The following is an 18,170-nucleotide window of genomic DNA, read 5'->3' on the forward strand; positions in this document are numbered from 1 at the left end:
GTTGATTTCCGAATACGCGATCTCAGTCGCCACTCTCGGCGGCGATCACGGTTACGCGTACTTCGTCTCCGAGCCGATCGTCGTAGTGCGCGACCAGTGCTCCAACTGCATCGCCGGCCGTGGCCTCGTGTATCGCGTATGCCGCGGCTGCGATCTCCTGCAGTCTCAGCGAACTCGCGCCCGTCACCACGGTCAGAAGACCATTTGCTATGACGAGGCGCGGGCGTCCGACGTCAGCAATCGCCATTTCTGCGGCACGCCGTGCCCGGTCTGATCCGGTTGCCCGCCCGATGCCGGTGAACGCTTCCCCCGTGTCTGCAAACGCACCGCGAACATCGAGGAATTCAGCGCCGACTGGCACACAAAACGGCCCGGACAGTCCGGCGCTGAACGCGTCGATATATACATTCAGCAAGTGATGCAGCATCGATACGTTCGGAGCAAGCGGCATGAATACGAGTGCATCGATGCAATCAGCGATGTCCGCCGTCACCGTCTTGACAGCCGCCCCGGGCGGAAACAGCGGCTGCGCGAACATCGCGAGAACGAATGTGCCCGCTGCATGTGCCGTCCGACCAACAATTCCGGATGTACGCAGGGCATCTGCATCGCTCGCATCAGCAAGGATGACTACGAGGTCCGTGCTCCCCGGGCGATGAGATGTCTTTGACGCCTCGCTGCAACTCAGTGCCTCCGCGTCCCCCGCCGACCATGCATACATGAAGTCGACGTTGCTGCCAGTTCTCATGGGTTGCAGGGCGATCACCAACCCCACGCCGGTCGTACCCACACCGACGATGCGGATCGCTGGGCGCTCTGGCTCCGGCGACGGCAACGCGTATTCCGTTTCGAGGGTGCTCCGCTCCGTTTTAGTTGATTCCGATGTGTTCGCATTTGACATTTCACATCCTTCTTGAACCGTCCGATCAACGTGATCGGGAGAAATGGACTGTTAATAAGCCAGGAGGTCAGGCGCTGCCCGGCTGCCGCGTATTCATCGTCTTTACGCATGCCCGGTAAACGGGTTCACCGATCACGCCGGTATCGCGTAGTACGTCGAGCCGTTTGCGCCGGACATCGGGTGACTGCGTCCCGTCACCGGCGAACCGCCACGCGGCATCGAGCAGCGTTCGCCAGACACGCGCCCGCAAGAGCAGATACAGTCCGACTGCGGGCAGAGTGCCCACCATGCAGACCAGGACCCAGCCCGGCGCGGACAGACCGATGCGGTTGACTTTCAGCCGATGCATGTCCAGCGCGATGCCTAATGCCGCAAGCGCTGCGGCCAACACCCAGAGCGTTGTCAGTGTTTTCATGGTTCACCGTGGGCCAAATTTTACCCTATATGCGAATTTCGGATATGGAATATACAAATCTAGAATCGCGGCATGGCCCATCCCATCCACGATCACCGCTATCAACCCGTCGGCCCGGAACTTAAACGTCTTCGCAAGGAGCGCGGCTGGCTGCAGCAGGACATGGCTGACCGGCTCGCGCGTACGCAAACCTTCGTATCGAAATACGAGTCCGGTGAGCGGCGGCTTGATGTCATCGAACTGCTAGACATCCTGCATGTCCTTGAGGCTGATCCGCACACGTTCATCGACTGGCTTCTAGACCGGGCGACGCCGGCCGCGAAGAAAACATCGCGCCGGTGACACCCTGGCATCGCTATAGTGGCTTGCGGGTCTTCTGCGCCCTTGCGGTTCGACGTAGCGATATTGCCGCGTCAAGCGAAACCCGGTAACGATCCCACGCGGTCACGTATGTGCCGTCAGTCTCTCGCTTTGCGGCGGGCGAAAACTCAATCCGGGCATTAATCGGCCCAAGCCCCGGATGCTGTTCGCACGAGTCTGTGACAAGCAGTGACGAGGGTTCAAAGCGGCGACTTTCCATCCGCCCGGACAAGCCAACTGCAAGAACAGCGTGAAGACTTCGCGGACCGTTGACTGGCGCGAAACTTAGTATGACCGGTCGCTGCCGTCGCAGGGCGTCAATCGCAAACCGCAGCACGTCGTGATGCTTGCCCTCGGTGCGTTCGATCCCGACCGGAAATTGCAGCTCTTCCATGCGCCGCAGCAACTCAACGAAGCTGATGCCCTGTGCGTATGTATCCCTCAGTGCTATCCATAGGCGTCTGGAATTCGGCTCGGCCCGTTTTGCCATGATGCGCCCAGGATCGGAGATCAGCCCCAGCACGGTGAGCGCCGCAGCCGCTGCGTGAGTTGCGCACCCACCCGCGATCGCGCCTTGAGGAACGAAGAGTTTTGGATCGGCAAACAGCAGTTTCTGCACGATGAGCTCGCCCATTCTAGTAATCGCTGGGCAGCAGAATTGTCGTCGAACTACGGTCGGCTTCCGTGATTACCCAGATTTTTTCGTTAGCAGGGCCAAGCTCGTAAGCGCTCAAGATGCGCGTGCCATCGAGCACCGCCCGGTGATTGGCAGCGCAATCGTATGCATCCAGACAGCCAAAATCGCCGGATCGATGTCGCCCAAGCAACACCCACGGAGTTGTACCCGTGCGTTGCATAAGCTCAAGCGCGCCTGGCGTGGCGAATGTCCGTCCGAGCGGAAAAAGCGGCGTATGCAAAACATCCTTATTCATAGGTAGTCCTTAGTTTTTTAGGCGAGTGTCGTCCCGGACACTGATCCAGTGGGCACTCAGGGAAGAAAAGGCACGCAGAAACGCAAGGTTGCAGCGTCGCAGTTCAGGATCGGCGAGGTATTAGCCGGTGCTCGACGCAATAGATCACGCAGCCCTGTCAGGACGCGCAGGCGATGGCGAAAATTGGAAGCGGACAGCCACAAATCACTCGTTTTTTGCAAAAAACCGTCAAAAAATCCGCTTCTTGGCCAAATCGTAGCACGAATACACTTTTCCCCACAAAAGTAGCGTGTCGCGAGGGTATGGAATCGGTATTCTTTACCGATCTATCTGAAAGTCCAAAAAAGGGAGGAAGCGCGAGACCCGAAAATTCCCCTCCGACCCGTTTTCCGGCCCGTCAGCGCCGTCCGACGACGCCGGAAAGGGCAAGACTTGGGTGCGGAGCCGCAACCGCTCCTGCGCTCCGCATTCGCGACCGAAAGCTTTGTAATGTTTTGTCGCAGCTAAAACGAAGCGTCCGTGGTCGTCTCGGAGCTAAAAATTTGACCATTTTGCTTAAAAAATAAGCAAAATGGTCGTTTCAAGGCGATTCCAGGCAGTTTGGAATGCCAAATCTCATAATTCGCAGTGCGAAGCCTGTCTCAGGGCTCCGTCAGCTTGCCGACAGCGTCGTAGCGCAGCCTTTTCCACCGATTTCGCTTCTCGATCCGTGCAAGGTTTGCGCACGAGGGGCACCAACTCCCACTTTTGACGACCGCGGGCCGTGTTTGCCATACATGTCCAAGATGACATTGCCATCTCAACTTGACATGCCTGCCCTCGTATTCGGTTGACAGGCACATTCCACCGCGTTCAGCAGCGATCGCCTGCATCTGTTCGATGGTCAATCGCTGCTTTATCTTCGCGCAGCGTGGGCACCAGTGTCCAAGCCATATCTGGCTCGCGATCGCATTCCATTCGTGACCATCTGCGCAGCGGAACCGGTATTTCTCCGGTGCGCCTACGTACACATCGGCCAGACACTGCCCGCCATGCACTCGCGCCGCGTCCTGCAGCTTCTTCAGGCCGTCCTGATAGAAGTGGGATGCCGCCACCACTGCCCCCTTCGCCTTCTGGGCGCACCGGGCACACCATCGCCCCCGCAATATTTCGCTGCCTTGCGCCTGCCAGCGGTGCCCCCGCTCGCATTCGAACAGATAGCGCTGCCTGCCGTCGACGTAGCCATCCGCATGGCACTTCCCGCCGCGTGCATGCGCGGTAGCCTGCAACAGGGCCAGCCCATCCGACCGGCGGTTACGCCTTGCCGACGCTTCATGTGCACACGTAGGGCACCAGCTCCCCTCGCTGATCTTGCGACCCTGCGCCTCCCATTCATGCCCGGCGGGGCAACGCAGACGATAGCGTTCGAGTAACCCCGTGAACGCCCCCGCAACAAGCTCGCCGCCCTTTTCCTTAACATTGGCCAGCCACCGTTCTCGCAGCGCGTTTCCTTGGCACTCGGTGCACTCGAGGCGTCTGTACAGCATCTGTGTGGGGCGCCGTTCGAAGCGGTGACCGCTTTCGCACTCGAAGGGGTAAGGAATCTGATATCCGGCCCAGCGGTCCGCCAGGCAGCGCCAGCCGAGTTCTTTAGCCCGTTCCTTCAACCGTTCAAATGATGCGCCGCCCGAGGGTCTGGGGGCAGCGGACTTATTGCTGGATCGCGGCATTCTTGAACAGATCAGTCGTGAACTGCGCACTGGCTTTTTGCAACGCCAGGACCTGCAACTGCTGGCGGATCGTCTCCTTGGCCTGATCAAACGTGGGCACCTGTGTCGGGCGTTTCGCGTCGAGTTTCACGATCGCCCGGGTGTTGCCAACGGAAACCGGTTCTGGCGTCACACCACCCACAGGGAGATTTGAAAGCGCCTGCGCTATCGGCAACGGCAATCCACTCGTCTTACCTTCCATAGCCGGCGTTTTGAAACTCACCCAAGGCAGCTCTCCCCCAGCAGCCTTGCTGGGCGCAGTGCTGTATTGGCGCGCTAGCACGTCGAAGGACTTACCCGCTTTCAGCTCGCTGAGTACCGTCGCGGCCGTCATCGCGTCCGCGACGGCGATGATGCGTGGCCGGAACTCATCCTTGCCGAGCGATCCGACGATCTCGTCGTAGCGCGCTTTCACCTGGGCATCGGTCACGAGCTCGGGATGAATATTGTCCTTCAGATACAACTCGGATTCCGCATTGGCCTTTGCCGCGTTGACGACCTGCTGCACTTCCGGCTTGTTTCCGTAGCCCGCTTTTTCGGCGCTCTGCCGGAACAGTTCACGCGCGATCAGCTGTCCTTTGACCGCCTGTCGCAGTTGCGGCGTGTCGGGCTGATGGGTTGTCTGCACTGCAACGCGCACCGCTTCATCGAACTGCGTCTGGGGAATCGCCACGCCATTCACGGTCGCGACCGTGCCCGTCGGCAGGGAAGCGACGGTGGCCGATGCCGACTGCGCGAACGCCGGCGCCGTGAGGCACATGCAAAGCGTCGACACGGCGACGAATCTTCTTCGGTTCGGAAACTTCATCAGTAGCTCCAGTTCATTGTTCCAAGAATAAGGGTGGACTTGGGCCCAAGCGCGGCGGGCTGAGTCAGCGCGCGTCCAACCAGCAGTTCGCCAGATAGTTGTTGTCGATGCCACTGCCATTGCGCGCGCAACCCGCCGCCCGTGCCGACCAGTGACGGAAAACCCGGGATCGCGATCAGACTCGCCTTTCCTGCATCCAGAAACAGGTATGGCTCTACCCGGCCGTCGTGCCAGGCTGGCGTGTTCACCCACGCCATTTCATTGCGCGTATAGAACCCCCGGTCACCGGCGATCACGCCCGAACGAAAACCGCGAACGTTGTCCATCCCACCCAGGAAGAGCTGCTCACTGCCATAGAGCGCGACGTTGGCGTACTGCAGTCCGAGGACGCCCCGATACGCGAACTGCGCCGATCCGACCTTCGGCAGCGGCAATGTGTAACTGGCCGTCGCATCCAGCTTGGTGAACTGGCCATGCGCATCGGCACGTGCGATGTCGTGGGCGTCGTGGTCCGCTTCCAGCCACGGCAGTCCTTCCGACACGCCTGCATCAAGCGTTACAAAGCCTTGTGCATCATTTAGCACGAAGCGATGTAACCAGTTTCCGCCCACGCGTAACACGGCAATGTGCTGCGGATTCAGATCGAAATCGTTCACTTCCCGATCCGTCCGCCGCCAGGAAAGTGTCGCGTCGAGATTGACAATATTCGCCTGCGACCGGCTCGCCGTATAGTTCCAGCCAAGAATATGACTGAGCGTGCGGCCGTACAGCAGTGCTGTCGTGCCGATAACCTGCTGATATTCGGAGTCAGACAGCGTGTAGCTGAACGTATGGCGACCAAAGGGAATGGCGAACGAGCCAACAAACGCATTGCTCTCGGCGCTGTCGACCACGCTGAGACTGATTGATTCCTGGAGCCCGATGAGATTGTCCGCCTCGATGCCCGCCCGATACCGTGTGATACCCGTCGCTTCGCTGCCGTAGTTGTCTACGCCAAGGGTGTAATAGAGGCGGTCGCCGGAGCGGTTGTTGATGGCGACAACGGAATCGCCCGGACTCTGTCCCGGCAGAATCTGGACTTCCGCCTGATTGCGACGCAGACGGTTGATCTGCGAAACGCCCTGGTCAATATCGCCGAGTCTCAATGCATCGCCGGGTGAAGCCGGGAACGCGTTCGCGTACCCTGCATCAGTCAGCCAACCGCCCCCAGCCGACCGCTCATCCTTCTTCAAGCGGTGAATCGATTGGCCGTTCACCGTGAACGCCTCGACCCGGCCAATCTCGAGCGTCACTGTCAGGGTGCCCGATCCAAGATTCTGCGGACCCAGCAAAGCCCGCGTCGTCACATAACCCGCATCGACGAAAACATCGGTGAGTCTTTTCAGGAGAACATTGATTCGATTGGTGCCGAGCTTGTGCCCTTCAAACTCCGAGGCGATTTGCCGCAACCGCGCCGGAGACACACCGTCAGGCAGGACGACGGCGGTATCGTGCGGACCAGCCATGACGATGTGGTGCACTGAAAACGACGGCCCCGGCTCGGGAATGTCTTCGACGGGCGTACCGGGAGAAACATTGAGTACCGCGCCTGCCCCTGGTGTCTGCAGGGTAACCGACGCTGGCGGCTGGGCAATCTGTCGCTCGCGCGCCCGCTCACGCTGCTCGTCAATCAGTTGCTGGCCCGGGTCTTGAACCGGGCGCACTTGCGGAATGATGGCAACTGGCGCGGCCGTCCCGGGCGGTGGCGGTGTCTGAGCAAATACGGATTGAACGGCCATCAGAATACCGAATGCCGCCGTGCCGGGAATACGGGTACGAAACACCGACATTAGTACCCCAACCACGAAGAAAGTCCGAGGTGCTGACCGATCTGCACCGGCGTGCGCATCGGCGGACGTACCGTTGTGATGCCACCTGCTGCGGATGTGCCCTTCCCGCCACTGACCGATCCACCATCAATAACGGCACCGCCGGTAAACGTGACCGAGCCGTTTGCCACGAAGTCTCCGCCAACGTCCATCGCGATAATCTGCGCCCACGTGCTGCCAAAGAACGCCTTGAAGCCCCGGTCCTGATTGATCGCCGAATAGCCCGTGACACCCTGCGCATAGGTGATGGGAGCGCTGACCTTGATGTCTCCCAGTGCGAACACGTTACCGCCAATGTTCCGTGCGACATTGCCTGCGCTTATCGAGAGGTCCTTGCCCGACTGGATCGTGCCGCCATAAGGGGTGACCGTGCTCGATGCACTGGCGTGACAGAAAATCCAGCACCCGCGTGAGTAGCTGGCCTGGCCGGCAAACACGGCCGCATTCGTAAACGTGTCGCGCGCGTCAATCGTGATTGAGCCATTGCTCGACTGGATGATGCCGCCCGAGTTCGTCACGTTAGTGCCGGAGATCGAGACGGCGCCGCCGGTCGAAGCGATGTACGCGAGCTGCGAGGGTTGACTCACCGTACCGTAGTCGACGTCGAAACCGCTCGATGTGTGCGTCAGGAAGAGGAAGCTGCCTCCCTGATGTGAATAGGCAACGGGCGCACCCGCGTTGATGCCAGTCGTATGGTCGATGATGTTCTGCACGTCGCCCGCTGCAGTCAGCGTCACGGCACCATTGGAGAGCATCCGTCCGTTGTCGTTGACGATATTGCCCTTCGCATTCAGGGTCGTTGCACCATTGGCCGAAAAGATGACGCCAAGGTTTGCAGGTGTCGACTGGTTCGTAATGTTCCCGTCCGCGGTAAGGATCACATCGCCGCCCGTCGATTTCCCGTCAGCGGTGATTCCGCCTGCCTGGATCGTGCTGCCGACATTCGAAATGTCGCGGCTTGCTGTCAGCTTTACCGCGCCCACGGTCGAGCTCAAGGTTGACGGCCCAGCAGTTGAGTCCGACAACGCGATCGTCCCGGCATCGATCGTCGTGTTATTCGCGGCTGCCGTCTGCGTATCCTGCATCGATACATTGCCGCTTGTGGTCAGCGAGATATCGTGCTCCGACCGGATCGATGCGCCGGTTGTCGTGATGTCGCCTGTCGCGCTGACGATGACATCGCCTGCGCTGCCATAGAGCTTCCCCAGACTGTGCACACCCGCACCCTGATCCGTCACGATGAGTTGCACCCGGCCTCCAGTGAGTCCTCCCGCCGACGTGATGTCGATAGCGAGCCCCGATGCAGATGCATGCGGATTCGTGGTCGATGCGAGCCAGTCGTGGCTGTTGTCCGATGGCGAAAAGCTTGTGTCCCATGTGGTCGTGCTGCTGCCGGTCGTTGCACGCACACCTCCCACGGACGTCGTGAAATCGTTGGTCACAGGGCCATTGATGGCCAGTTGCTTCGATACGAGATCGAGATTGATGAGTGTGCCGGACAGGCCGCCCGGGCCGATCGTGACGACACCGCCGTTTGTCGTGAGTACGACATTGCGCTGAATCACGCCTGGTGCCAGCGTGATGTCGTTGAAGCTGACCTGACCAGTTGCGAGGACGACATGTCCTGCATTCTGGAAGCTACCGCCATCGACGGTCACGCCGTTCGGGTTCGCGAGGATGACGTTTGCTCGCGGCCCAAGGATGTTGATAGCGCCCTGGATCAGTGAGGGGTTGGTGCTAGTGACTTCATTGACGATCGTCTTTGCATTGACCCCGACGTTATTCAGATCGGCTCCAGCCGTTGACACGTTGAACGACGTGTAGGTGTTATGCGAAACGCCGCCAATAGCCGGTGCGATGTTTACCGTTTGATGGCCAGATGCAGTCGCTACTGATGTAGCTGTACCGCCATCCGTCACAATGCCACCCGCGAAGGCTATGTTCGATGCGCCCGCCCATGTCGCTAATAGCCATCGCGACCATAATTTTTGATTCATGCAGTGAAAACCCCGTACCGCAATGGTAATTGTTTAAAGCTTTGAAGCCGTCCGCCTTTAATCGTCGAATTTTGGTCTCGACATCCCGTTCGAGGACGTGAAGGAGGAAAGCCCTTGGCGTCGCGCCAGCTTTTCTCCGTCGAGTTTTCGGACCTGTTACCACCGAACCGTCGCAACAAGGACCTCTTGCATTTGGTCCTTTGCGCGAACGAAGTCGGCCTAGCCAAGATTGTTCTGCTCCTCGGCACGCCCATCAACGGGAGGCGCGACATCATCAAATCAAGCCTTTCTTCGAACTGGCAACAACTCCGACGCCGCGATGCATGCGACTTCCTCCTTTGATCGGAAGAGCTCGCTATTACCATAGTGTGCTAATAAATCATCAATCGTCGCGATCACACGCCTGCGAACAATCCATGCGAATCAGGCACGCACCAGCTCAAGCGCGATCGCCAGTTTCTCCCTCACCTCCTGCGAGTGACGCTTTTGTTGAAACGTTGCAACGTCCATCGTTTCTAGCGCAGCAAATTCTTTGTCATGTATTTGCCCCCGTGGAACTTCGACTTTCACTATCTGTGCAGGTCCAGTGAGTACCCAATAGATGTCTTCCGCCTGCTCCGGCACCCACTTCAATATGTACGCACGCTCTAGAGTCGGCATGAAATCACGTAGCGTGAGTCCGAGTCTGCTCTTGTCGTCCTTAGAGCACAGCTGCTCGGAGGTGCCGATAAGCTCTCTTCGAACTCCCGCTCTTTTCGCAGAATTCGTAGTCGTCGTTTCGAGTTCCCGAGGACGCGGTTTCAAGGTTGCCCTACTGATCAATATTCACAGTCATCGCCCCGCGACTGCACTCGATCCGTGCACGCCACTGTCCGCGGCAACAAATCATCGCAATTTAAGTTCGGCACCGCCTTGTCCAGCCATGACTTTGGCCACGCAGCGCATCCAATCCTTCCAAACTGCCGGATCAGCTGTTTCACCATCGGCCAGATAGCTCATGCTGCCCAACAGCGAACCTAACTCGTCCGACTTTGTCCGCTGATACAGCTCTACCAAGAACTCGTACATCGCTAGATACGCGAGTTCGGGCGTCAAATTTTCAGTGTTCATTGCTATTTCCCTTTCGATAGTCCGGTAACTGGATTGAAGCTCCGTGGCGTCGTATTCAATCCGCCATTTTGGATAACTCCATTTCGGACACTCCCCCAAAGCTGAGTTCCGTTCGGCTGCGTTTGGGCAAACCACTGGTTACCAAACTGGTCGGTGCCCAAGCGATTCGCGGGGTTGTTGACCAAATTAACGAGCTTTTGCTGATTCTCTGGAGTATCCGTCAGATGACCGACATCGTCACGGAAGATGTGAGACAGTTGAGACGGATTGGTAGGCAAGCTATTGTTTGAGGCAGTTGAGTTGCTACCCGAGCCGTCACCACCACTACTGCCGCTCGAAAGCGTTGCATTACCCGGCGGAGTGCCAGATGTCGCCGTGACTGGCACCGGATACAAGCCGCATGCCAGCCCCTCCGCAGCCGCGCACAAAACTGCCGCGAGCGCCGTGACCACCGCGTATGCATGCCCCGTCCCATCGTTCGACCCGCCATCGGTTGGGTCGATGTTGTTCGGGTCATAGGCCGGCTGCGCCCCGTTGTGAGTAATCAGATAGTTGAGTTGTTGCGCAGAAGTCAAAGAGAACTGGGCTCCCGCCTCAAAAAGCGTCCACGCCGCGCCCACGAGCCCGCCGACCTTCGCGGCCGCCTCACTATGCTGCGCATCGTTATTCAGTGCTTCGTTTTGCGCCCACGTTGCCCCTGCCTGATAATTGCCACCTGCAAGTCCGGCCGCGCCACCACCTACCAGCGTAGCGAACGCCGCGAGCGTCGCCATTGCGCCGGGGTCTAGAGGCGCGCCGCTCGGGTCTATCATTCTGATGAAGTCAGGACTGAGCGCCGCACTCGCCGCCGAACCCAGCGCGCCACTTTCACAACCCGTGCCACTGGCCGCCCCCTCAGCGCATCCGAGGATGGCGTGCGCAAGGACATACTGCGGCGAATTCATTGGAATCAGTGAGCCGTCCGCGCTCGCCAAGTTTCCGATCGCAAAGGCGGCAGCAGCGCCCGCATCGCTGACCGCATCATTCCTCAAGTTAGTCAGGAAGCTGCCGCCTTGCAGTAACGTCTGCACGCTCGCCTGGATAGTGGCGGTTGCGCCCATTGCAATCGCCGCTGTCCCGATCGAACCGGTCGACGCCCCCGCCTGAGGGACCATCAAGCCACCCACGGTCTGCACGCCCGCTAGCGAAGCCAGACTGTTGGACGACGACGCCCACGACCAGCCGACACTGCCGTTACTAAACGTGATGCCATTGGTCAGTCCCGCTGTCAGCGCAGCTGTCGCGCCCGCCTCGAACATCGCCGCCACGCTGAACGAACCATCGCCGAATGCGGTCTGGCTCATCGCGCTGCTCATCATGCCGCCGACAGCTGCCGACAGTGCGACGTTGGCTGTGCCCGCGCTCACTACCGTCCCGCCTACCGTCCCTGCCGCTGCGAATGCCGACCCGGAACCGGCCGTGGCACCCGCAGCCGCGCCGATTCCCGGCGATGCCGCACCGGCAGACATCACCGAAATCGCCACGATGCACGCCATAATGAAGAGCGAGTCGTACCAGGCCATCCCGCCCGATATCTCGGTGTGCAGATTGTCGCTGACCGTGGTTTGCGTGAAACTGCTGCCCAGTTCGCCCTTCAGGCCCGCGAGCAACTGGGCGGTTGCGGCGTTGTCAACGGTACCGTTGGCATCAACCTTCTGCAACGCACCGCCAATCTGGTTGATCGCCTGAGCGTTGATGTCATAGTTCGCCGCCGACATGAACCCGCCCTGCTGTACCACGGTGCCCGTGGTCTGCTCAAGCAAGCCGTCGGTTATAAGCTGGTAGATAACACCTATGTCCGTCGAGCGCTGTTCATTGGTCAGCGTGCCCGTATTGACGGTGAGATTCTGTGCGGTAATCGAGCCGGTATTGAGGATGCTGTTCGCATAGTCCAGCGTGACGTTCGTGCCGGTGATTTCGCCGTCCGCGTTGACGACCGCATAGTTCCGCGGAAGGAGCACTTCAGGCATCAGCGCCTGAACGGTCGGACACACACCATTGCCCGTAACGGTGCAGCCCGGCTCGGGCACCGTCTCCTCGACGTACCAGAGCATTGGCGCATTGACCTGTGCCAACTGCTCCTCGGAAAGCTGCGTACCCAGCGCGATGTTGTGCTGTTCGGCGTACTGCAACGCTGCGCCATACAGCGCTTTCGTGTCTTGATTGCTTATCAACGACTGGCTCGAGCTGTCCGTCGCTGATGGCGTACTGTAAAAGCTCGACTTGCCGGTTGCGACGAGCGCTGCCTGCTCGACCTGCTGAGCCTGTGTATACGGGTCGTAGTAAAACTGCTTGACCGACGGCTGAAGACTCGCAGGCAACGCAGCGAGCAGCGCGGAAGGAGACAGGTCACCCGTGACAGCCGACGCCGGGTTATTCACAAGGTACGTGACCGAGCTGCCCTGCCCCGCGACAGTTTGCACAGACGGCACAACCGGCTTTCCGACGGTTGTCACACCGACGGGCACGCCGGTTGGTACACCCGCCGCTCCCGTCACCGAAACCGGCTGGCCGTTGAGGTTTGTCACCTGTCCTGCGCCGTTGACAGACGTTGTCGCACTTGCTGGCACGGCAGGCGGCCCAAGCGAAATCACTTGCCCGGAGACTGTCGGCGGTGGCGTGTACACATGCGGGTTCGTGAGGCCATTGACCAGACTGGAGCCGGAGAGCGCGACTGTCTGACCAACGACGTTCCCCGTGTTCGTCAGCGTGGGCGAATTCACCGACAGCGTGTTGCCCGCCTGGATGGTGCCTGGTACAAAATCGGACAAGCCCACCGCCGACGGTAGTCCGGCTGGGTCCTGGGCGTCACCGCTGTTGTAGGCGGCACCATAAAGCGTCGCGCACAGCGAGGGATTCGCCGCGCAGCCCCAGGTGCTGGTGCTTTGGCCTGCGGGCGAGCCGTGCCAGTATGCATTCAGGTACTGGTTGCCACTGGATGCGCTCGATGTCGCGTTGACAGTGACATTGTTGAGCGCCGTTACGAGACTGCCTGTATTGCTAAATGTTCCGGCCTGGATGCTGACGTCGTGATTCGCGGTGATCGTACCCGGGTTCGCCGACTGCACGTCGAGGTAAGCTTCACAGCCCTGGCTGCAGCCAGCGAACGGCGAACCGCTGCCGTAGTTCTGGTGAATCTGCGCCGGCGCGGCGATCGTGTTCGTGACGTTCCCCGCGTTAATCCGCGCGTCATTGCCGGCCGCGATCGCGCCCGACGTGTTCGTCACACTACCGGCCTGGGTGGCCGAACTCGCGGTCGTGCCAGCGCCGCCAATCACCACGTTATGGCCCGCGACCAGATCGCCGTAAGTGTTGCTGACGTTTCCGGCCGCAATGACGACGTCGTTACCTGCCGTCACTGTCGCGTTAGTCTGCTGATAACTGTACGACGTCGAGTTCGGATTGCTGGTCGCACTGCTGTTGCAGCCGGAAAAGCCCGGCGCGCATCCGGCTGTGGTCGTGAGCGTCGGGGTATTGGTGCCCTGGTTGGTGAAGCTGCCAGCCGAGACGTTCACGTTGTTGCCCGCCACAATCGAGCCGGCGTTGACGAGATTGCCGCCCGAGAGGTTCAGGTTATTCCCGGCGACGATCTGGCCAACCGAGCCCTGTACGGTAACCGAAGACGACGTTGACAGTGTCCCGACGGAGCCCGGCGCGCTAAGCGCGATACCGGAAGGGTCCAGACATGTACCACGGCTGTTCGGACAGCCATCGTTGCTGGGGGTGCCGTCGGCTGCATGGAAACTTCCCCAGATGGAAATCGTCTTCGGGGCCTGCGACAGGAAGCTGTTGATAGCCGATATGTCGACCGTGTCCGTCACGGTCGAGGTGTAGCTCGTGCCGCCGTTCGAGAGGGACTGGACGTTGATGCTCGCATCGTTGCCAGCAGTGACCGTACCACCCTGGTTATTCAATGCGTTCGCGTTTAGGCTGAGATTGTGCCCGGCTGCTATCACCGAGGAAGCGCCCCCCGTGCTGCCCGTCGTAGAGGTCGTCTCCGTTGCGGTGGGCAGTTGCAGGGTAACGGTCGAAATGCTTTGACTCGCATTGTCCGGCGTCTGCACGAACCACCGGTTCTGAACAATCGGATTGCCATTGCGGTCCGAGCCCGTGACGGTCGGGATTTCAACGAGCGTCACGGTATTGCCGTTCACAGCGGGGTTAACTCCACCACTACCAAAGCCTCCGTCCACTGAAAGCGCGTCGGCAAGCGAAACGCTTTTCGTGGTCGACGTCACGTTGCAGCAGGTCGTATCGCCACCGTGCCCGATCCAGCTTGCCACGTCGATGATCTCGGTACCCACGACCAGGCCCAGGGCGAGTGCCGTGTTATTCACCGTGGTGGTCGTCGTGGTCGTGCTACTCGACGTGGCGCCCGAGTTGCTGACGCTGTTCGCGTTTAGCGCCAGGTCATTGGTCGCAGTGAGCGTGCCGCCGACATTTGTGAGATCGCCTGTCAGGTTGACATTGAGATTTCCGCTGCCCGACGCGCTACCGCTGCCGCCAGCGCGAGTCGTGCCGCCCGAATTGTTGTAGCTCGAACCGCTGATGGTGAGTGTGTTCACCGCCGCAACGGTACCGGCGTTGCTACCTGAACCATTGAGGGTGAACGCGTCATTGGCTAGCACGCTCGCATTCGCCAGATTGGCAAATGCGCCATTGACGGTGAGATCACGCGCCGTTAACGTGCCCGAGTTCGTCACTGCGCCATTGAGCGTAAGCGTGCCTGCACCCTGATTGATCGCCCCTGCGTTGTTGATACCCTGACTTGCGGTGACGTTGACAGTCGTGCCGGGCAATGTCCAGGTGCCCGAATTGTTGATCGATCGGACCGAAAGATCGAACGCGTTACCGGCGTTCATGGAGCCAAAGGACCCCGCCGAAGGATCGACTGCCTGGTTCGCGAGATTCACCGTCAGGTTATGCTGCGCGAGAATCTGCCCGTTCGTGTTGTTGAACGTGCCATTACCGCCGTTAACGGTCACGCTTGCATCGCCGGTCGCGGACGTCGGATTGTTCACGTCACCCGCGAAGACCAGTCCGTTACTGTTGTTGAGCGAACCCGTCGTCAAGGACAACGCGTTCGTCGCAAGCAGCCCGCCCGTATTCGTCGTTCCGCCCGACGCGGCGAGGTGAATGGTCGGCCCGTAGATCGTGCCACTGTTGTCAATGTCGGCCGCGTTGACCGTCATCGTTTGCAACGACGAAAGGCTGCCCTGATTGGTCACCGTGGACCCGGACACCTTCAGGTTCCCGGCGGCCATCTGCGTTCCGACGTTGGACACCGTGCCACCGGTCAACGTCGCATCGCCCTTGTAAGCGGCCGTACCGCCCGTTGTCAGTGCCGTCGTGGCGCTCGCGCTGTACGTGCCGCCGATTACTGCGTTGGCCGTCGTCACGTTTGCCCCGATCAGGGTCGCGTTGCCGTTCACACTCAATGCGGGCGCGCTCGCACTGAAAGTCGCATTCAGTTGACCGGCCGACGTATCGAGACTGTTCGCCGCGGTGGCAGCCAGCGATCCGCCGATTGCCATCCCCTGCGTCGTAATGTTTGTGCCCGTAAGCGTCGCATTGTGCGAGACAGTGGTCTGGCCACCCAGTGTCAGGTTCTGGGCGGCGTTCAGCGTTGCATCGCCCGCCGCCGAAACGGGACCGTTCGCGGTAAGACTGCCGTGTTGCGCATTCAGGTCGACATTCCCGAGGCTCTGGGTACTGCCCTGCGCCGTCACATCTGTACCAGCGCTCACTTTCATATCGCCACCGGACAGCGCATTGCCAGCCAATGTCGCATTACCGGTTGCAGCGGTCAGCGTTTCGGTACCGACCGCAGTCGTAGCACCAATGGCGAGATTCTGGCCACCGGTTGCGCTGAGATTGTTGCCTGTCTGGATCGCACCCGACACGGCGACATTGCGGCCAGCACTGAGCGTCGTGTCGTTCGCGACGCTGACATCGCCCGTCCCGGTGATGTCGCGTCCTGCTACGATCGATGCATTGCCCGAGCCGTTCACGTTCAGTGCACCGTTGAGCGTGACATCGCGCGCAGCTGTCACAGTTGCATTCTGGCCGGTATGCACGTCGCCAGCGACCGTCACATCCTGGCCCGCCGTGATCGTCGCCTGCCCAGGCGTCGTCAATGCTCGGTTGACAGCGACGCTGCCCGTCGAAGAAGTGATCGCCGTTTCACCCTGGGACGACACCGTCCCGCCAAGGTTTACGCCCTGCTGGCCCGCGACGTCCAACTGACCGTTGGTCGTGACATTGCCCGTGGTCGTCGCGGTGCCTGTCGCGCCAGTGAGCGACACGTCGCCGACAGCAGCGACAGAACCGTTGACCGTCGCGTTGTGTGCGGCCGTCAATGTCACCGTGCTACCGCCCTGTGCCGCACCATTGATTGTCAGGTCGCGCCCGGCGACAGCCGAGATAGTGCCCGGCGCACTGAGCGCGGAATTGACGGTTAGATCGCCCGACAAGGCATGGAGTGCCAGCGTCTGACCCGTGACGGAGCCAACTGTCATCGAGTCCGATGCAGTGAGCGTCGAGTTGCCATTCGAAGCGACAGACGCAGCGATGACATTACCGCCCGACGTCATGCTGACATTCTGGCCCGCAGAGACCGAGCCCGTCGACGAGATATCGCCGCCTGCGTTGACTGTGTAGTTCTGGTTCGCAAGTCCGGTGCCGGAAATGGATGTCTTGCCGGTACTCGCCAAACCGACGTTCTGGTTCGCATAAGTGTCAGCAACCGAGACATCGCCATTGGCATTGACGACGACGTTTCCGGTCGTCGCCATCAGCGACCCCTGCATGTTGACGCCAAGTCCAGCCGCTGTTCCGACGATATAGACCTGCCCGGTCGTCACCGAGCCGAAGCGGCTGGCATCAATCGCATAGCTGCCCGCAGGCAGTCCTGCCGAAGACGCAGTATTGGCTGAGCCGTTCGAGGACAGTGCGTATCCGATCCCCGTCGCGTCCGAAGATGTGGGTGATACGAGCTGGTTGCCGGTGATGATGTTGACGCGCTGGCTCGCGTTAAGTGGCGCGTTAAGGCTGACCGTTTGCGCGATGAGATCGAGGTTGCCGACCGTTCCCGCAATGCCGACACCGGGCGTGCCGTCGCTACCTGGCGGGCCATTGATCGAGATGTTGCCCGAATTCACGCTATATGCCAGCGCACCAGCATGTGTGAAATCGGTCGAGCTGCCGCCCGCTGCCGTGATGAACTGGGGCGTGCCCGTGGTCAGCGTAAGGTTTGAAATGTTCGTGAGCGAAGTCCCGCCCGGAATCGAGATGCCGTTCGGGTTTGCGATGATAAGCGCTGCCGTGTTGCCGAAGATTTCCAGCGGACCCGCAAGCACAGAAGCATACTGCGATCCGGTGGACGTTACCTGTGCAAGGATCGTAGACGCAGTACGTCCTGCCAGATTTGGATTCGCGCCGACCTGGCCGCCGATGAGCGATGTGCCGGCAATCGGGCTATTGTTAAAGATCAGGCCTTCAGGACCAGACGAAAGCGTCTGGAACTGCGAAACCGAGAGCCCCTGCGCATTCGGCGCAGCAATGTTGATTACCGGTACGCCGACTGAGCTTTGGGTAACGGTCGGCTGAAACGGAATCGGCGCACGAGGATCGACAATAGGCGCCGCATGTGCAGTCGCATCTGCGAGAAATACGGCAGGCGCGAAGTACATCACCACGACCATGACGGACGCAGTTGCACGCATCCACAACGAGTAGCGTTTCGGTCCCGCTTCGGGACCGTGCATCAGGCAGTTACTCTCGCGTGCTGCTGTTTGTTGTGTTAATCGGTTAAAGCTCTCTCGGATCGGTCGGCGCATGGAATACCGCTGTTATTCTTTTGTTTGTCACGTCGAGAGATTGCGCAGCAACGCTAGTGCTGTACTGGCTTTTGACCATTACAGCCTACGATTTCCGGTTCACGTTTCCGTGCCGGTCGTTATCGAATAGAGCCACCCGCCCCCGGACGTGCGC

At 60.0% G+C, this 18,170-nt stretch carries 13 protein-coding genes; 2 read left to right on the forward strand and 11 right to left on the reverse strand.

Annotation, left to right across the window (positions count from 1 at the left end; translation table 11 throughout):
- Window positions 1-22: 22 nt before the first annotated feature.
- Both KFO72_RS13125 and KFO72_RS13130 read right to left on the reverse strand, forming a co-directional pair.
- Complete coding sequence (locus KFO72_RS13125) at window positions 23-901, reverse strand: hypothetical protein (RefSeq protein ID WP_225032309.1); 879 nt, start codon at window positions 899-901, stop codon at window positions 23-25.
- 67 nt (window positions 902-968) lie between these two features.
- Window positions 969-1,316: a hypothetical protein gene (locus tag KFO72_RS13130; RefSeq protein WP_225032310.1), complete on the reverse strand. Its 348-nt coding sequence runs from the start codon at window positions 1,314-1,316 to the stop codon at window positions 969-971.
- Between the two features lie 72 nt (window positions 1,317-1,388).
- Here KFO72_RS13130 and KFO72_RS13135 point away from each other — a divergent pair, with 72 nt between their 5' ends.
- Entirely contained in the window at window positions 1,389-1,658 is a 270-nt protein-coding gene (locus KFO72_RS13135) for a helix-turn-helix domain-containing protein (RefSeq protein ID WP_225032311.1), read from the forward strand.
- 13 nt (window positions 1,659-1,671) lie between these two features.
- On the opposite strand, the gene KFO72_RS13140 is transcribed toward KFO72_RS13135, so the two are convergent.
- The 6 genes from KFO72_RS13140 to KFO72_RS13165 all read right to left on the reverse strand — a co-directional run bounded on the left by KFO72_RS13140 (window position 1,672) and on the right by KFO72_RS13165 (window position 9,029).
- Window positions 1,672-2,310, reverse strand: a complete 639-nt coding sequence (locus KFO72_RS13140) for a hypothetical protein (protein WP_225032312.1) — start codon at window positions 2,308-2,310, stop codon at window positions 1,672-1,674.
- Window position 2,311: 1 nt separating this feature from the next.
- A complete protein-coding gene (locus KFO72_RS13145; protein ID WP_225032313.1) occupies window positions 2,312-2,608 on the reverse strand; it encodes a hypothetical protein in 297 nt (98 codons plus the stop codon).
- Window positions 2,609-3,249: 641 nt separating this feature from the next.
- Entirely contained in the window at window positions 3,250-4,254 is a 1,005-nt protein-coding gene (locus KFO72_RS13150; RefSeq protein ID WP_225032314.1) for a hypothetical protein, read from the reverse strand.
- A gap of 43 nt (window positions 4,255-4,297) precedes the next feature.
- On the reverse strand, window positions 4,298-5,116 hold the full coding sequence (locus tag KFO72_RS13155) for a peptidyl-prolyl cis-trans isomerase (protein WP_412101781.1): 819 nt from the start codon (window positions 5,114-5,116) through the stop codon (window positions 4,298-4,300).
- Between the two features lie 47 nt (window positions 5,117-5,163).
- The gene (locus tag KFO72_RS13160; RefSeq protein ID WP_412101782.1) at window positions 5,164-6,942 is read right to left on the reverse strand and encodes a ShlB/FhaC/HecB family hemolysin secretion/activation protein; all 1,779 of its coding nucleotides are present in this window, start codon (window positions 6,940-6,942) and stop codon (window positions 5,164-5,166) included.
- A gap of 50 nt (window positions 6,943-6,992) precedes the next feature.
- Window positions 6,993-9,029: a filamentous hemagglutinin N-terminal domain-containing protein gene (locus KFO72_RS13165; RefSeq protein WP_225032316.1), complete on the reverse strand. Its 2,037-nt coding sequence runs from the start codon at window positions 9,027-9,029 to the stop codon at window positions 6,993-6,995.
- 114 nt (window positions 9,030-9,143) lie between these two features.
- Here KFO72_RS13165 and KFO72_RS13170 point away from each other — a divergent pair, with 114 nt between their 5' ends.
- Window positions 9,144-9,371 carry a hypothetical protein gene (locus KFO72_RS13170; protein ID WP_225032317.1) on the forward strand — a complete coding sequence of 76 codons (228 nt, stop codon included), beginning with the start codon at window positions 9,144-9,146 and terminating at the stop codon, window positions 9,369-9,371.
- Window positions 9,372-9,452: 81 nt separating this feature from the next.
- On the opposite strand, the gene KFO72_RS13175 is transcribed toward KFO72_RS13170, so the two are convergent.
- The 3 genes from KFO72_RS13175 to KFO72_RS13185 all read right to left on the reverse strand — a co-directional run bounded on the left by KFO72_RS13175 (window position 9,453) and on the right by KFO72_RS13185 (window position 17,944).
- The gene (locus tag KFO72_RS13175) at window positions 9,453-9,689 is read right to left on the reverse strand and encodes a hypothetical protein (RefSeq protein WP_225032318.1); all 237 of its coding nucleotides are present in this window, start codon (window positions 9,687-9,689) and stop codon (window positions 9,453-9,455) included.
- Window positions 9,690-9,914: 225 nt separating this feature from the next.
- Window positions 9,915-10,139, reverse strand: coding sequence for a hypothetical protein (locus tag KFO72_RS13180; protein ID WP_225032319.1), 225 nt, complete (start codon window positions 10,137-10,139; stop codon window positions 9,915-9,917).
- A gap of 2 nt (window positions 10,140-10,141) precedes the next feature.
- Window positions 10,142-17,944 carry a filamentous hemagglutinin gene (locus tag KFO72_RS13185; protein ID WP_225032320.1) on the reverse strand — a complete coding sequence of 2,601 codons (7,803 nt, stop codon included), beginning with the start codon at window positions 17,942-17,944 and terminating at the stop codon, window positions 10,142-10,144.
- Window positions 17,945-18,170: the final 226 nt, after the last annotated feature.

Source organism: Paraburkholderia sp. XV (assembly GCF_020177535.1).
GTDB lineage: Bacteria > Pseudomonadota > Gammaproteobacteria > Burkholderiales > Burkholderiaceae > Paraburkholderia > Paraburkholderia caribensis.

Bases quoted from the DNA above. Each gene is read 5' to 3' on its own strand.
- KFO72_RS13130 (WP_225032310.1), bottom strand. From the start codon at position 1,316: ATGAAAACACTGACAACGCTCTGGGTGTTGGCCGCAGCGCTTGCGGCA.
- KFO72_RS13145 (WP_225032313.1), bottom strand. From the start codon at position 2,608: ATGAATAAGGATGTTTTGCATACGCCGCTTTTTCCGCTCGGACGGACA.
- KFO72_RS13155 (WP_412101781.1), bottom strand. From the start codon at position 5,116: ATGTGCCTCACGGCGCCGGCGTTCGCGCAGTCGGCATCGGCCACCGTC.
- KFO72_RS13135 (WP_225032311.1), top strand. From the start codon at position 1,389: ATGGCCCATCCCATCCACGATCACCGCTATCAACCCGTCGGCCCGGAA.
- KFO72_RS13175 (WP_225032318.1), bottom strand. From the start codon at position 9,689: ATGCCGACTCTAGAGCGTGCGTACATATTGAAGTGGGTGCCGGAGCAG.
- KFO72_RS13160 (WP_412101782.1), bottom strand. From the start codon at position 6,942: ATGGCCGTTCAATCCGTATTTGCTCAGACACCGCCACCGCCCGGGACG.
- KFO72_RS13125 (WP_225032309.1), bottom strand. From the start codon at position 901: ATGTCAAATGCGAACACATCGGAATCAACTAAAACGGAGCGGAGCACC.
- KFO72_RS13165 (WP_225032316.1), bottom strand. From the start codon at position 9,029: ATGAATCAAAAATTATGGTCGCGATGGCTATTAGCGACATGGGCGGGC.
- KFO72_RS13180 (WP_225032319.1), bottom strand. From the start codon at position 10,139: ATGAACACTGAAAATTTGACGCCCGAACTCGCGTATCTAGCGATGTAC.
- KFO72_RS13140 (WP_225032312.1), bottom strand. From the start codon at position 2,310: ATGGGCGAGCTCATCGTGCAGAAACTGCTGTTTGCCGATCCAAAACTC.
- KFO72_RS13185 (WP_225032320.1), bottom strand. From the start codon at position 17,944: ATGCACGGTCCCGAAGCGGGACCGAAACGCTACTCGTTGTGGATGCGT.